Here is a 14,805-nt window from a genome sequence, read left to right as displayed (position 1 = left end):
TAATTAGTCGTTAAATGCAGCAATCAGTGAATAAACTGCGATATCAAATTCCTTATTGGCACTATACGTCTCCAATTCTTTAATTACCTCTTCGTTGGCTTTTGGCTGATGGAAGAAAACCATAAATGGAACAAAAAGTTCTTCCATTTCCTCGCCCAACTCAATCATACCGGCATGACTGCAAATATCTTCTACACTGCTCTCTACCAATTGTTGATTGGTAATCAGGTCTTCATAAATATGAAACTCGTCCTGAAACTCGTCCTCTTCTACCAGTAAAAACTCTTTAAGGAAATCATCCAGTTCAGGCTTGATCTTTTCGTCGTGACACTCATTAATGTACAACAATAGGTTTAACAATTCTGTACCCCTATCAATTGTATCTTCTTCAATATCTGCCCATTCTTCCGAATCCAAATAATCTTCTTCCAGTTTCTTCACATCATTGGCAAAGAAATTAATCATCAACAAATCAAAGAAAACTTCTCTCAATTCATCAAAAGCAGGATGCTCATCAAAAGCTGCATCAAACTCCCCTACCTTCTCCAAAAACCCAAGATCCTTGCTAAACACTTCAATTAAATCCTCTTTAAGTTTAACCGAATCTTTTCCTGAGGCTGCCGAAAACTTTTCCAGTGATGCGATCAGCGCTGCTTTTACATAATTATCCATAAGATTGTAATTGTTTGTTATTGTATACCAGCTTTACTTTACCGGTTAATTTTTTATTTAGTAGTGGCGAATTTGCCGACTTAGAAAAGTTGTTCTCTGACTTATACAACCACTCCTCAGTGGCATTATAAAGGGTAAAATTAGCTTCTGCATCTTTTTCAATCACCGGAACAGTTAAACCTAGCAATATGCGCGGGTTTACTGAAAGTTTCTCTGCAATCTGCCCTGCATCCAGTCCTGCTTTAAGCAATAACGGCAATACAGTCTGCAAAGCAATAATGCCATAGGCGGCGATTTCAAACTCTACATCTTTAAACTCAATTTCATGTGGACGATGTTGTGAACTTACCGCATCAATTGTTCCGTCTTTTAAACCACTTATTAAAGCTTTAATATCAGTTTTACCACGCAAAGGAGGTTTCACCTTATAATTGCTATCAAAATCGTTTAACAGCTCTTCTGTAAACACCAGCTGATGTGCTGCCACATCGCAAGTGATTTTAACGCCGTCTTTTTTAGCCTTTTTAATTAGTGCAACAGAACCCGCAGTAGAAATATTGCTGATGTGTACTGTCGCATCGTGATAAGTTGCTAAAAATATATCTCTGCTGATGTGCATTTCTTCTGCCAAAGCAGGCAGACCTTTCATACCCAACAGCACACTGTTCTTACTTTCGTTGATTTGTGATTTACCAGCTATGGATTTGTTTTCAGGATATACCATCAGCAAACCATTTAGCCCTTTTGCATATTGTAGCGCACGACTCATAAAGCCATCATCGCTGATTGCTTTTGTACCATCAGAAAATGCAACTGCACCGGCCAATTTCATGTCGTACATCTCGGCAAGTTCTTTGCCTTCCAAATCCTGACTCACCGCCCCCACAGGCAATACATCTACTAAATTACCTTTCGCCTTATTAATGATATAAGCAATTTCACCCTTAGATTGAACCACCGGTTTGGTATGTGGCAAAACAGCCAATCCAGTAAAACCTCCAGCAGCCGCAGCTGCTGTTGCGGTATAGATGTCTTCTTTGGTTTCAATTCCGGGGTCACCGATAGCACAGTTCAAATCAAAGAAACCCGGTGAAAGTACCGAGCCCGAACCATCAAAAATGGTTTCACCTTTCGTCGCTTTCAAGGTACCCAATTTGCTTTCTATAGCAGTAATTTTGCCATGCTCTACACGTACATCACATTTCTGCTGGTTAAATTGACTGTTGGGATCGGCAATGGTTACGCCTGTGATGAGAAGATTCATGTTGTTTGTATATTTTTTGTAGGATTAAAAAATCTGATCAATAGGATTTCAATGGCTAAGAAAACAACAGCCAAAATTAGGCAAAGTTTCCATAACTCGCTGCTGTTATTTTTCATCTCTATATTCATAGATAATGCGTCTTTCTTAGAATTATAAAACATTATATTTTGCTTGTTAAACAAGGCTTTAATTTCATTTTCGTCAGCATAATGCATATCGGACTCTGTCCTATCATCATTAAATGCCACAACAGATAATACAGAATCTGCCTTCTTCAACTCATAAAAGCCCGATTTCTTCACCTGGTCGGCCACATATAAAAGCGTTTTCCCCGGTGTTTGTCTAACCTCAGGGATCACCTCAAAGCCAGACGAAACCAGTTTTAAAGATTGGTTGCCAGTTAAATTGATCTTTGCGCTTTCCAGCACATTGCTTTTTCCAGTTACGTAGTAAAATGGCTGCTCCCTACTACTGGCAAAGGCTATTTTAAACATTAGTGGAACAAAAACGGGGTGTCTGGCCATGTTACCATCCTTCGCATCTAGAGAACTTGCCGACAAGTACACTTTGCCAGCCCCCAGATTATACCTTGCAAAAAGAAATTTATTAAGAGGCAGTTTAAGGATGTTCTCCTTGTTGCTGGTATTTTGCTCTGCGTAACTAAAATACCTGTTCAAAACCGGTAAATCAATATTTTCTGGAACCTGCTCAAATACATCTTTAAATACAGAATTCTTAAGATCGATGGTACTGGCTATTGCCGGACCAACATTTAACTGCTGTACAGCGGGTAGTGACAAGCCAGTTAAAAATGGAGTATATATTGCAGCATTGGCGTCCAAATCAGGAAATACAATAACTGAACCACCATTTTCTACATACAGCTTTAGCTGCTGGGCCAATCCTGATGAAGGCTCTTTCAATCCATCCAATACAATCAGGCTATACTCAGGGAAAGCCGAATATCTGATATTAGACTCTGGCATTTCTGTAAGCTTAAAATAAGCATCGGCCGAAAAAAGCGAACGGATATATTTATCTGCGGGGTTACCACTAATGCTCAACACCTTCAAATCCTCCGCTACCTTGAAAGTAAAATTCAATTCATCATCAAAGGTCAACGGAAAATCCTTGATACTTAATGTGCCTTTTTGCCATCCGCCCTTAAGGCCGCTAAAAGATAGTGTGTCTTTTAAAGATTTCCCGGCTGGGATATTCACATTACCAATCGCCTTTTGCTGCTTATTGATACTTAACTTTAAAGGTACATCTACGGCATCCTCATCACCATAATTTTGAAGTTGCACCACAAATTGTTCTGTTTGGTTGGGCAAATGAACTGGCGAGATGCTCCAAATGCTATCTGCTGATATGTTGGGCAGACTATTTGCATTTAACTTTATAAATGAATAGCTGATATCCTTATTCGTTTTAAGGGCCTGTGTACCCACAAAGTTTTTCTGAAAATCGGAAAGCAAATAAGCCTGCTCGTTTTTATTTGCAGCTTGATCAGTCTCCAAACGATTGATCACCTGTGGTAAAGATCTGCTGGTTGCCGAAATTTTTATGCCATCCAGCAAACTCATAAATTCCTCTTTATTGACTGCCCGCTGGTGCTTCCCCTCAAAATCATTGGTTACCAATTTAAATTGATCTGTCATCGCGTACGCCCTTGCAATTTCTTTCGCTTTCCGCTTGGCTTCTTCCAGTAGATTTCCTTCCTTATTCAGGCTTTCCATACTGTAAGAATTATCAATATAAATGCTGATCAGATTACCCGCCGCATTTTTATTATTTTGATTTGATGAAGGAATAAAAGGTCTGGCGAAAGCCAATACCAGGAAAATAATGGCCAATACTCTACATAATAGAACCAGTAAATTCTTCAGCTTTTCTTTAGATGAATTTTGCTCCTGAACAGCCGTAAGAAACTGTACGTTACTGAAATAGATCTTTTTAAATTTCCGGAAATTGAATAAATGAATTACAATAGGGATGGCTATTGCCAGTAGTGCTAAAAGAAAACCTGGGTATAGGAAATTCATTAAAAAACAAAGTTAATACTTTTACATGAATTTCTTCATAGCTGCATATAAAGTTTCGTCTAATCTGTAAACATCTTCCCTAAATTGTATGACTCCTTTCTGTGGCCATGCAGTAATGTAATTGATGATCAATGGTATCGGCTTTTTGGTTCCAAACCATTTAGGTTTTAACTTGAATATATTTAATGTATCAGCTTTCTTTGCCATTTTTTTATGGAACACCTCCATTTTTGTGGTATCAATTGGCGGCAAGTTTACTTCCATCCGCAGCTGATCGTACTGATATTTATCTTTAACCATCATTTCGGCAAACTCTAAAGGTTTTTCTACCCGCACACAACCATGACTAATAGCTCTATTGCCCCGAGAAAATCCACTTTTATTATTGGTGTCATGTAGGTAAATGCTCGACCCATTGTCGAATATAAATTTGAATTTACCTAAGGCATTCCCCTCACCTGATCCTTGTTTAAACTGATATGGCAACTTTTCTCTTGGGTACCTGCTCCATTGTATAGTATCCGGATCATTAACCTGCTTTCCTTTGTAATAAACCTTAATGTTGTTATTAGAAAGATAATACGGGTCTTTAACCGCTTGCCAGTAAATTTCATTCCGGGCAATACTTACCGGAATATTCCATATTGGGTTTACCTGAATAGAGTTTAGCTTACTGTACAATATTGGCGTTTCATGATTTTTTGGCTTATCATCCAGATTGCCAGATTTAGTATATAACTTTATTTTTTCAGCGTAGTCCTTTTCACGTGCTTCGCCCACACATACTTTCATGTGGCTTAACGTATCTTCCTTGCTAAACCAGGTCAAAGAAAAATCAGGAATATTCACTTCAACATACTCTTCCCCAAGATCGGGCAATTTCCACCTCAATCTTTCCATATTCACTTGTATGGTTTTTAAAGTCTGATTATCTTTATTCCCTTTTTTCTCCAGCTTTAACATTGCTTGCTGCAATTCGCGATACTTCTCCGAACTCGGCTGAATGGAAATAAGTAATTTTTGCAGGTCATCAGTACCCAGCACAGCCGTCATACTTGCACTATCAGGTCTTTTTACTGGCACATAATAGCGCGAAAGTAATTTACGTGGGTTTACACTGCCATAGTAAACAAAATTATTGTACTTAATCAGACTCTCTGCCGCGTTCAATTCTAAATCTGCAACGACAGGGTAAACCTCTGCAATGGAGTTAAACTTATTATCGGCCAACATTTCTAGTAGTGCTTTTAATTTCTTATATCCAAATACTTCTGGATTAAAACCGTGTTCTTCGCTTCTGCTGATATAATTTTGAAGGGAGTCTAATGCGCCACTCACAAAATACTTAGTAACCAAGCGTGGCTCACTATTATTACGGATGTAATACGTTTTAAGCGTATTCGGATTAGAAAAATTGCCCTGCAAAGAATCAAAATGTCTTTTAAAAACGACGTTATATTCAGCAGTATCAAATTTTTTATAGAGCTTATTGTCAAAATGCTTAGCCAGAACCAAACCGACTTCCGGTGTATCCTTAAACCAGTTACAGGCATTTAGTAATAAACAAATTGGGATTAGTAAAAATAGGGTTTTCTTCAAAATGGTGATATTGACTGCAAAAATAATGTTTATTTGCAATTACAATGCCATTAATCAAATTAAGCTACTTAATACCCTGCTTTTTCAGTTCCTTTTTAGTCAGTTCCTTTTTTAGTACTTCAACTGGCAGAGCAGCAATATATGTCTTTCTAGCTTCCAGAATAACATTTGGATCTTCCTGGGTAGAAAAGCGTGGCGTGATGAAGCCATATAGACTTTTGGAGTTTTGAAGGGTTCTTGTCCGATCAATTTCTTTTGATTTCAGATAGCTCAGCATAAGTGAAATATGGAAATCACTCTTTGGATTAGTTTTAGCATTCAGCCCAAGCACGGTGCCTGGAAAAACAGTCTGACCAACTTCGACCACAAAACTACCTTTTTTAAATCCTTTGTAGGTAGCAAGTGTACCATCAGCATGCTCTATAATCATACTGTTACTTTTACTACTGTAAACCAAATTACCAGAATTTTCACTTTCATGCAGATCCTTGATATCTACGACAACCCCTTTTCTTACCGCTGTCACGGTATCCTGAACCTTACTGTAAAAATTATAAACCTTCCAATCTGCAGGCGTCGTATTTCCAAAATATTTAGCACCTACAAACTCCGCCTCAGCAATCCTAATCTTAGTCCCCGATTTATAAGGCAAGACGTAAATAAAATTCGCATCATATTTTGGCTCGAACTTGCCTCTGATGTAAGTCGAAGTATAAGAATATCCAATACCTTGCTCTGCGTTTCGAGGTTTCAGGGTAAGTAAATTTCCGGAATACCCCTTGATGGTAACATCCTGCTCGTTTGAGCCATCAGCATTGGTTAGATCCCCAAAATTAACAAGAACGGTATAGGTACCAGGATCTTGTTTTTCAAAGGATATATCGACACTTCTATCCGTATTTACTTTAGATGAAATCTTAATGGGACTATCCTGTGCACTTACTTTTAATACACCTAGAGAGAAAGAAAAAACTAGAGCTGCTAATTTTATTTTACTGATCATTTGAAAGGGATAAATTCAATGCAAAGTACAAAAATTCCAACAAGTTACGTAAAAAATATATTGAATAAAGATAACTATTCAGAAAGCGGACAGATTAGCGTCCTAAAATTTTCCTTACAGTTAACTCTAAGCAACCGATCTGCGAGCGCTATATACCCGGACGTTACCCGGACATTACTCGGACATTACTCGGACACTACTTGGCTGGAGTCGAGTAGTGTCCGGTTAATGTCCGTTAATTAAGCGGGAAATAAGTTGCTATTAAGTAAACTCAGCATGAATTCTTAGGCCATTCAGGAATAAACTCCGTAAAACTAAAAATCGATAGAGACCTTTAGAAATAGTGTTTTTATAATTTAATCTGGGGAAGTTCGCTGCAAGCAAGCAAAACACCAATGAAAGAAAGCAAGAGAAACACCGAAATAAAAAAAGGATTGCTTAGCGGCATACTTAAACAATCAGATATTAAAACAGATAAAAGATGAAGAAGCCAAAAGTAACAATGACAGTTATTAAAGAGGAAACTGGATTTAGTGCTAGTATCAACTTAAACAACTCCTTCATCGGAACACAAGCAGAAGATATAGAAGAATTAAAGGCTAATATTCTCGATGCACTTAATTTAACATTTACTGAGGAGGACTTCTCCTTTGAAATGGATGATATTATACTAAAGCCTGATCTGGCAAGTTTCTTTGAATTTTATAAGGTAATTAACGCTAAAGCATTAAGTGAACGCATCGGAATGAGCCAACGCCTATTGTCTCAATATATTAATGGAATTAAAAAGCCATCAGAAAATCAAACCAAACGGATATTAAAGGGCGTGCAGAGATTAGGCAAAGAGCTAACCGCGATACAGTTTTTATTATAGCCCGCCCCTATTTCACTTTTTACCTACTAAAATTGTATAATTAATTTGGTATTGCCATTTCAATCCATATATTTGCAGCTCCTCATAATGCTAGTCATTGTTGATAAGGAACTTAAGATATTATATGAAACACCTTTTGAACCATCATTTACATTTGCACCATCGCCAATTGGCGATGTATATGTAATGTTTTGTACTTCAAAACTTGTTTCCGAAAATATTTTCTTGTTCAATCAATAATTCTAAAAGCATACAGTGAAAACACTTAAAATAGCTATCCAGAAATCGGGTAGATTAAACGAAAAATCAGTAGAGATCCTTAAAAATTGTGGTTTATCTTTCGAGAACTACAAAAGTTCACTAATATCAACTGTTACCAACTTCCCTTTAGAAATCCTTTTCCTAAGAGATGATGACATTCCTGAATATGTACAAGATGGAATTGCAGACTTGGGCATTGTTGGCGAAAACGTAATTGTTGAAGCTGGTGCCGAAGTTACCTACCTACAAAAACTAGGTTTTGGTAAATGTACTTTAAAAATTGCCATTCCTAACGAAAGTCAGATTACCGAGATTGCGCAATTAAGTGGTAAAGCCATCGCAACATCTTACCCGGTTATCCTTGAAAAATACCTAAAAGAAAATCATGTAAATGCAGAAGTTCGGACGATTTCCGGATCAGTTGAAATTGGTCCAGGACTTGGATTGAGTGATGCCATTTGCGACATCGTTTCTACAGGCGGAACTTTAAAAAGCAACGGACTAAAACCTTTCTCGGAAGTGATGAAATCTGAAGCGATTCTGATTGGAAAAGCAGGATCAGATTTACTACCTGAAGTTCAAGAATTGCTACAAAGAATCCGGTCGGTACTGCGTGCAAAAGAGACCAAATATGTGGTGCTTAACGTAGCAAAAACTAACCTTAAAAAAGTCGTGGATTTATTACCAGGTGTAAAAAGTCCGACCGTTGTTCCCTTGTTTGATGATGAATGGGTTGCTGTGCATTCGGTAATTGCCGAACACGATTTCTGGGAAAAGATCAATAGCCTGAAAGCTGCCGGTGCCCAAGGAATTGTAGTGATGCCTATTGAGAAAATCATTGCTTAAATGATAGCCTAAGGGCTAAAACAAGCATTAACTAATAGTTAAACCAAAAACATAAAACATTGAAAATCTATAGTTATAAAGATTTAACTAAACAAGAAGTTGAATCCATCTGTTTGCGACAGCTGGAAGATGATGTTACCATTCTTGAAAGGGTTGAAAGCATTGTTGACCGGGTTAAAACAGAAGGAGATCAAGCCTTGTTTGATTATGCACTGGCTTTCGACAAGGTGCAGCTTCAGCAGCTTTTTATAGAAAAAGAAGAGATCAACAGCATTGCCGCTACCATACCAACTGAGGCTAAAGCAGCAATAGACACGGCTTACAGAAACATCAAAGCCTTTCACGCTTCGCAGTCGTATAGGGAGGATAAAATAGAGACCATGCCGGGTGTTACCTGCTGGCGCGAAACCAGAGCAATAGAACGTGTGGGACTTTATATCCCTGGAGGGACAGCAGTTTTACCAAGCACTTTTTTAATGCTTGGGATACCTGCAATCCTTGCTGGCTGTAAAGAAATAGTAGTTTGTTCTCCGCCTCAAAAAGATGGTAAGACCAATTGTTATCTGGCTTATGTAGCCGTATTGCTGGGCATCGAAAAGATATACCTTGTAGGCGGAGCGCAAGCAGTTGCAGCTATGGCCTACGGAACGGAAAGCGTACCGAAGGTTTACAAGATCTTTGGACCGGGCAACCGCTATGTAACTCAAGCTAAGCAATTGGTACAATCTGCGGCTGGCACAGCTATCGATATGCCAGCGGGCCCCTCGGAGGTTTTAGTACTCGCGGATGAGACTGCCAATTCGTCATACATCGCTTCCGACCTACTTGCCCAAGCTGAGCATGGGGTTGATAGTCAGACCATTCTAGTAGCTACGTCAAGTAAAATCATAACTAATACATTAGCACAGATTGAATTGCAATTAAAGGAACTACCAAGGCAAGATATAGCTGCTCAGGCCATCGAAAATTCGTATGCAGTGCTGGTTGACAACCTTGAAGAAGGTCTGGCATTTAGCAATATCTACGCCCCTGAACACTTAATCCTTTCTACAGATAAGTTTGAACAACTTATTCCACTCATCAGCAATGCAGGCTCCGTTTTCCTCGGAAACTTAACCCCTGAAAGCGCTGGTGATTATGCCTCTGGAACGAATCATACCTTGCCTACGAGTGGCTTCGCAAAAGCTTATTCAGGCGTATCATTAGATTCCTTTGTGAAGAAAATCACCTTCCAGCACATTACGCCAAGGGGATTAAGGAACATAGGAAACACTGTGGAAGTTCTTGCTGAAGCAGAAGGACTAATTGCACACAAGAATGCCGTAAGCATTCGTTTAAAATCGCTTTAAAATGGATATCAATAAATTACAAAGAGAAAATATAAAAAACCTTCGCCCCTACTCTACCGCGAGGGACGAATATAAAGGGCAAGCCAGCATATTTCTGGATGCTAACGAGAACAGTTACGGTTCACCGCTTTCGGAAAATTACAACCGTTACCCAGATCCACTACAGCTGGATTTGAAAGATGCCATCAGTAAAATAAAGGGCGTACCGATTGAAAACACTTTCCTGGGAAATGGAAGCGATGAAGCGATCGATCTTTTGTTCAGAGCCTTTTGTGAACCCAAACAAGACAATGTGGTTATCCTGCCGCCTACCTATGGCATGTACGAAGTTTCGGCAAGTATCAACAACGTAGAAATACGTAAGGTAAACCTGCTTCCAAATTTTCAATTAGATCTGGATGGCATTGCTGAAGCCGTTGATGAAAACACTAAACTGATCTTCATCTGCTCGCCAAATAACCCTACTGGAAATTCAATTGTACGCACTGATATTGAAACCGTATTGGCCAATTTTAAAGGTCTCGTGGTGATTGACGAGGCCTACATCAATTACGCCAAACAACGGACTTTTATTAAGGAACTAACAGAATATCCTAATCTGGTTGTGTTACAAACTTTTTCGAAAGCATGGGGACTAGCTGCACTTCGCTTAGGAATGGCCTTTGCGGCCCGCCCGGTAATTGATGTATTGAACAAAGTAAAACCACCTTACAACATCAACCAGGCTACACAAGACCTAGCATTAAAAGCTTTGGAGAACATTGAGCAGGTAAACGAATGGATCAAAATTACTGTTGCCGAAAGAGAAAGCCTGAGTAAAGATCTAGCCACACTTGCTATGGTTAAAAAGGTGTATCCTTCGGATGCTAATTTTATACTAATCGAAGTGGAGAACGCGTTAAATACCTACAATGCCCTAGTAACTGAAGGCATCATCATCAGAGACCGCTCTAAAGTGACGCTGTGCGAAGGATGTCTACGCATCACGATCGGAACACAGGAAGAAAATAAAACGCTCTTAGAAGCGCTTAAAAACATCAACTAAATCAACCAACCTAAATCATGAAGAAAGTATTATTTATAGATAGAGACGGAACCCTGATTACTGAACCTGAGGATGAGCAGATAGATTCCTTTGCCAAACTGGAGTTTTACCCTAAAGCCATTCAATACCTTGCGAAAATTGCAAAGGAATTGGATTATGATTTGGTGATGGTGACCAATCAGGATGGCTTAGGAACAAATTCACATCCTGAAGAAAACTTCTGGCCTGTCCATAACTTCATTTTAAAAACTCTTGCCAGTGAAGGTGTTGAATTTAGTGAGGTAATTATTGACAAGACTTTTGCCCATGAAAATGCCCCTACCCGTAAACCAAACACAGGTTTACTACAACATTTTTTAGCCGAAGGTTACGACCTTAAAAACTCTTTTGTAATTGGCGACCGCATCAATGACGTGATTCTGGCTAAGAACTTAGGCGCTAAAGCCATATGGATCCGCAACAATGATTTATTGGGTGCCAATGAAGTTTTAGACAAAGCGGATACCCTAGGTGATGTGATTACATTGCAAACACAGGACTGGGTAGACATTTATACTTTTTTACGAGCCGGAAGTCGCGTGGTAGCACACGAGCGCAATACTAATGAAACCAAGATCAGCATCAATATTGATCTGGATGGAACAGGCAAAGCTGATATCCATACGGGATTAAATTTCTTTGACCATATGCTGGATCAGATTGCCCGTCACGGCAGTATTGATTTAAAAATCAAAACAGTGGGTGATTTGCATATTGATGAACATCATACTATTGAAGATACCGGAATCGCTTTAGGCGAGGCTTTTGCCAAGGCGATCGGCAACAAACTAGGTTTGGAGCGTTATGGTTTCTGCCTACCGATGGACGATTGTCTGGCACAGGCAGCGATCGATTTTGGCGGTCGTGCCTGGATCGTTTGGGATGCTGAATTTAAACGCGAAAAAGTAGGTGATATGCCGACAGAAATGTTCTATCACTTTTTTAAATCGTTTAGCGATGCAGCCAAATGTAACCTGAACATTAAAGCCGAAGGTGATAACGAACATCATAAAATTGAAGCTATATTTAAAGCTTTTGCAAAAGCAATAAAGGTGGCGATTAAACGCGACCCGGATAAGTTAGTCTTACCAAGCACTAAAGGGATATTATAATGATTGGAATTGTAAATTATGGGGCTGGAAATATCTTTTCGCTGACATCAGCGTTGGAAAGATTGAGTATTCCCTTTGGAATGGTAAACACAGAAGCTGACTTAGATTTGTACACACACATCATCATTCCCGGTGTAGGACATGCCGGCGCCGCCATGAAAAAGCTGGAACAAACCGGATTAGTTGCCCCCATTAAAGCACTAAAAAAACCAGTACTAGGTATCTGTGTTGGCATGCAACTCTTAACCGAACATTCGGAAGAGGGAAATGCCGACTTAATGGGCATCGTACCTATACAAACAAGGTTATTCGATAAGCATCAAGGGATTAAAATCCCACATATGGGCTGGAATAATATCAGCCATCAAAACAATTTGTTATTTGAAGGTGTTGAAAGTGACACACAATTTTATTTCGTGCATTCGTACTTTATTGAATATAACGCTACTTTTGACATCGCGACTGCTGACTATGGGATGCCATTTTCGGCAGCAATACAAAAAAATAATTTCTACGGTGTTCAGTTCCACCCAGAGAAATCTGGTATCGCCGGAGAGCGTTTATTAATGAATTTTTCAAACTTAAAACAATAAAATGTACATTATTCCTGCAATTGATATTTTAGATGGAAAGGTTGTCCGACTAACAGAAGGCGACTATAATCAGAAAACAGTTTATGATGTTTCCATCGCTGAAATGATAGAGACCTACCGGTCTAATGGTACAGAATTTATACATATCATTGACTTAAATGGCGCTAAAGGTGACTTTAGTAACCAGGCTGCCTTATTTGAGGTGATTCAAAAAACTGATATGCGCGTGCAATATGGTGGCGGTATCCGTACCATTAAGCAAGTAACCGATTTATTGGACGCTGGCATTCACCGTGTAATTGTAGGTACTCAGGCCATTACCAATCCTGACTTTTTACAAGAACTAAGTACTGAAGTTGGCAAGAAATACGATTATGCAAACCGTATTGTTATTGCGATTGACGTACTTGATGAGGTGATCAAATACTCGGGATGGATGGAAAGCTCACCTATAAAACTAATGGACTACGTTGATAAATGTCTGCAATTAGGCTTTTTCCGCTTTTTGTGTACCGACATCAATAAAGATGGCAAATTAGGTGGCGCAGCAATGGATTTATACAGAAAACTGTTGGATCATTCTCCATTCATTAAACTAATCGCATCTGGTGGTGTAAGCTCTATGGCTGACATTGAAGAATTGGCAACCCTTGACATTCGCTCTGTAGTAGTTGGTAAAGCCATCTATGAAAATAGAATTTCCATTGATGAAATTAAACAATGGAATTTAAAGCAAATGACTTCTTTATAACCCGATGCTGAGTAAACGTATTATTCCGTGCCTGGATGTAAAAGACGGGCGAACGGTTAAAGGAGTGAACTTTGTCGACCTAAAAGACGCTGGCGACCCGGTAGAACTGGCTTGGCAGTATGCACAACAAGGTGCTGACGAGCTGGTCTTTTTGGACATTACAGCGACCCACGAACGTAGAGGTACAACCATTGAAATGGTGAAGTCTGTGGCCAGACAATTGAACATCCCTTTTACCATTGGAGGGGGGATTACCTCGGTTGCCGATGCCGAAGCGCTTTTAAACTCTGGTGCTGATAAAATCAGCATCAACTCGGCTGCAGTTAGAAATCCTCAATTAATTGAGGACTTAGCAAAAGCCTTTGGAGTGCAGTTTGTGGTGCTTGCAGTCGACACTAAGTTGGTTGATGGTCGTAACATGGTTCATCTAAATGGTGGCCGCTTAATTACCGAACTGGAAACGGAAGACTGGATCCTTAAAGCTGAAAGTCTGGGCGCTGGAGAGATATTATTAACTTCAATGGATCACGATGGGACAAAGAATGGCTTTGATTGTCTCCTGCTGGATAAAGTAGCCCGCGCTATCAACATTCCTGTTATCGCCTCTGGCGGTGCCGGAAAAGTTGAGCATTTTACAGAGGTATTTTTACAAACCGGCGTAGATGCTGCACTGGCGGCCTCAGTTTTTCACTTCGGTGAAATTCCTATCCCATTTTTAAAAGAAGAATTAAAAAAACACAACATACCGGTAAGGTTATGAAAATAGATTTCGAAAAAACACAGGGTTTGGTACCTGTAATTATACAGGACGAGCAAACACTGGAGGTTTTAATGCTAGGTTATATGAACCAGGAAGCTTGGGATAAAACCCAGGCCGAGGGTAAGGTGACCTTCTTTTCTCGCACTAAAAACCGACTGTGGACTAAAGGTGAAGAAAGTGGTAACTTCCTTTTTGTAAAGGAAACACATATTGATTGCGATAATGATACGATATTGATTAAAGCTACACCTGTTGGACCTACTTGTCATACTGGCTCCCGCAGCTGCTTTAAAACTAACTATAACCAGAACTTCATTTTTGAGCTCGAGCAGATCATTAAAGACAGGTACGAAAACCCTTCTGATGAATCTTATGTCAATACACTACGCAAAAAAGGGCTAAACAAAATAGCACAAAAAGTTGGCGAAGAAGGTGTAGAAACTGTTATTGCTGCACTAAATGAAACTGATGTTGATTTTGTAAATGAAAGCTCTGACCTGATTTTCCACCTATTGGTATTGTTAAGGGAAAAAGGAAAAACCCTTGCAGATATTGGTTTAAATCTAGAAGGCAGACACAAGAAATAGTACCA

Annotated in this window: 14 protein-coding genes; 9 read left to right on the top strand and 5 right to left on the bottom strand. The window is 39.3% G+C overall.

Annotated features, from left to right (window positions below):
- Nucleotides 1-3: 3 nt before the first annotated feature.
- The 5 genes from FBD94_RS02320 to FBD94_RS02300 form a co-directional block, all read right to left on the bottom strand.
- Nucleotides 4-672 (bottom strand): hypothetical protein, encoded by a 669-nt coding sequence (locus FBD94_RS02320; RefSeq protein ID WP_136878916.1) that lies wholly within the window; start codon nucleotides 670-672, stop codon nucleotides 4-6.
- On the bottom strand, nucleotides 665-1,936 hold the full coding sequence (locus tag FBD94_RS02315) for a dihydroorotase (protein WP_136878915.1): 1,272 nt from the start codon (nucleotides 1,934-1,936) through the stop codon (nucleotides 665-667). Before FBD94_RS02315 ends, FBD94_RS02320 begins: the two co-directional genes overlap by 8 nt.
- Complete coding sequence (locus FBD94_RS02310; protein WP_136878914.1) at nucleotides 1,933-3,981, bottom strand: BatA domain-containing protein; 2,049 nt, start codon at nucleotides 3,979-3,981, stop codon at nucleotides 1,933-1,935. Before FBD94_RS02310 ends, FBD94_RS02315 begins: the two co-directional genes overlap by 4 nt.
- Nucleotides 3,982-4,002: 21 nt before the next feature.
- Nucleotides 4,003-5,580, bottom strand: a complete 1,578-nt coding sequence (locus tag FBD94_RS02305; protein ID WP_136878913.1) for a L,D-transpeptidase family protein — start codon at nucleotides 5,578-5,580, stop codon at nucleotides 4,003-4,005.
- A 64-nt stretch (nucleotides 5,581-5,644) separates the two neighbouring features.
- The gene (locus FBD94_RS02300; protein WP_136878912.1) at nucleotides 5,645-6,583 is read right to left on the bottom strand and encodes a peptidoglycan DD-metalloendopeptidase family protein; all 939 of its coding nucleotides are present in this window, start codon (nucleotides 6,581-6,583) and stop codon (nucleotides 5,645-5,647) included.
- Between the two features lie 481 nt (nucleotides 6,584-7,064).
- Between FBD94_RS02300 and FBD94_RS02295 the strand changes: the two genes are divergently transcribed.
- The 9 genes from FBD94_RS02295 to hisIE all read left to right on the top strand — a co-directional run bounded on the left by FBD94_RS02295 (nucleotide 7,065) and on the right by hisIE (nucleotide 14,800).
- A complete protein-coding gene (locus FBD94_RS02295) occupies nucleotides 7,065-7,457 on the top strand; it encodes a helix-turn-helix domain-containing protein (RefSeq protein ID WP_136878911.1) in 393 nt (130 codons plus the stop codon).
- Between the two features lie 255 nt (nucleotides 7,458-7,712).
- Complete coding sequence (gene hisG, locus FBD94_RS02290) at nucleotides 7,713-8,564, top strand: ATP phosphoribosyltransferase (RefSeq protein ID WP_131607743.1); 852 nt, start codon at nucleotides 7,713-7,715, stop codon at nucleotides 8,562-8,564.
- Nucleotides 8,565-8,623: 59 nt separating this feature from the next.
- A complete protein-coding gene (gene hisD, locus FBD94_RS02285; protein ID WP_136878910.1) occupies nucleotides 8,624-9,913 on the top strand; it encodes a histidinol dehydrogenase in 1,290 nt (429 codons plus the stop codon).
- 1 nt (nucleotide 9,914) lies between these two features.
- A complete protein-coding gene (gene hisC, locus FBD94_RS02280) occupies nucleotides 9,915-10,958 on the top strand; it encodes a histidinol-phosphate transaminase (RefSeq protein ID WP_136878909.1) in 1,044 nt (347 codons plus the stop codon).
- A 17-nt stretch (nucleotides 10,959-10,975) separates the two neighbouring features.
- The gene (gene hisB, locus FBD94_RS02275; protein WP_136878908.1) at nucleotides 10,976-12,109 is read left to right on the top strand and encodes a bifunctional histidinol-phosphatase/imidazoleglycerol-phosphate dehydratase HisB; all 1,134 of its coding nucleotides are present in this window, start codon (nucleotides 10,976-10,978) and stop codon (nucleotides 12,107-12,109) included.
- Nucleotides 12,109-12,702: an imidazole glycerol phosphate synthase subunit HisH gene (gene hisH / locus FBD94_RS02270; RefSeq protein ID WP_131607739.1), complete on the top strand. Its 594-nt coding sequence runs from the start codon at nucleotides 12,109-12,111 to the stop codon at nucleotides 12,700-12,702. The genes hisB and hisH overlap by 1 nt, the downstream gene beginning before the upstream one ends.
- Before the next feature lies 1 nt (nucleotide 12,703).
- Nucleotides 12,704-13,453: a 1-(5-phosphoribosyl)-5-[(5-phosphoribosylamino)methylideneamino]imidazole-4-carboxamide isomerase gene (hisA, locus tag FBD94_RS02265; protein ID WP_131607738.1), complete on the top strand. Its 750-nt coding sequence runs from the start codon at nucleotides 12,704-12,706 to the stop codon at nucleotides 13,451-13,453.
- A 4-nt stretch (nucleotides 13,454-13,457) separates the two neighbouring features.
- Nucleotides 13,458-14,213: an imidazole glycerol phosphate synthase subunit HisF gene (gene hisF / locus FBD94_RS02260; RefSeq protein ID WP_090781515.1), complete on the top strand. Its 756-nt coding sequence runs from the start codon at nucleotides 13,458-13,460 to the stop codon at nucleotides 14,211-14,213.
- Nucleotides 14,210-14,800 (top strand): bifunctional phosphoribosyl-AMP cyclohydrolase/phosphoribosyl-ATP diphosphatase HisIE, encoded by a 591-nt coding sequence (gene hisIE / locus FBD94_RS02255; protein ID WP_131607737.1) that lies wholly within the window; start codon nucleotides 14,210-14,212, stop codon nucleotides 14,798-14,800. Before hisF ends, hisIE begins: the two co-directional genes overlap by 4 nt.
- Nucleotides 14,801-14,805 lie beyond the last annotated feature (5 nt).

The organism is Pedobacter hiemivivus, from assembly GCF_005144565.1.
GTDB lineage: Bacteria > Bacteroidota > Bacteroidia > Sphingobacteriales > Sphingobacteriaceae > Pedobacter > Pedobacter hiemivivus.
This window is presented reverse-complemented; position numbering and strand designations above follow the sequence as displayed.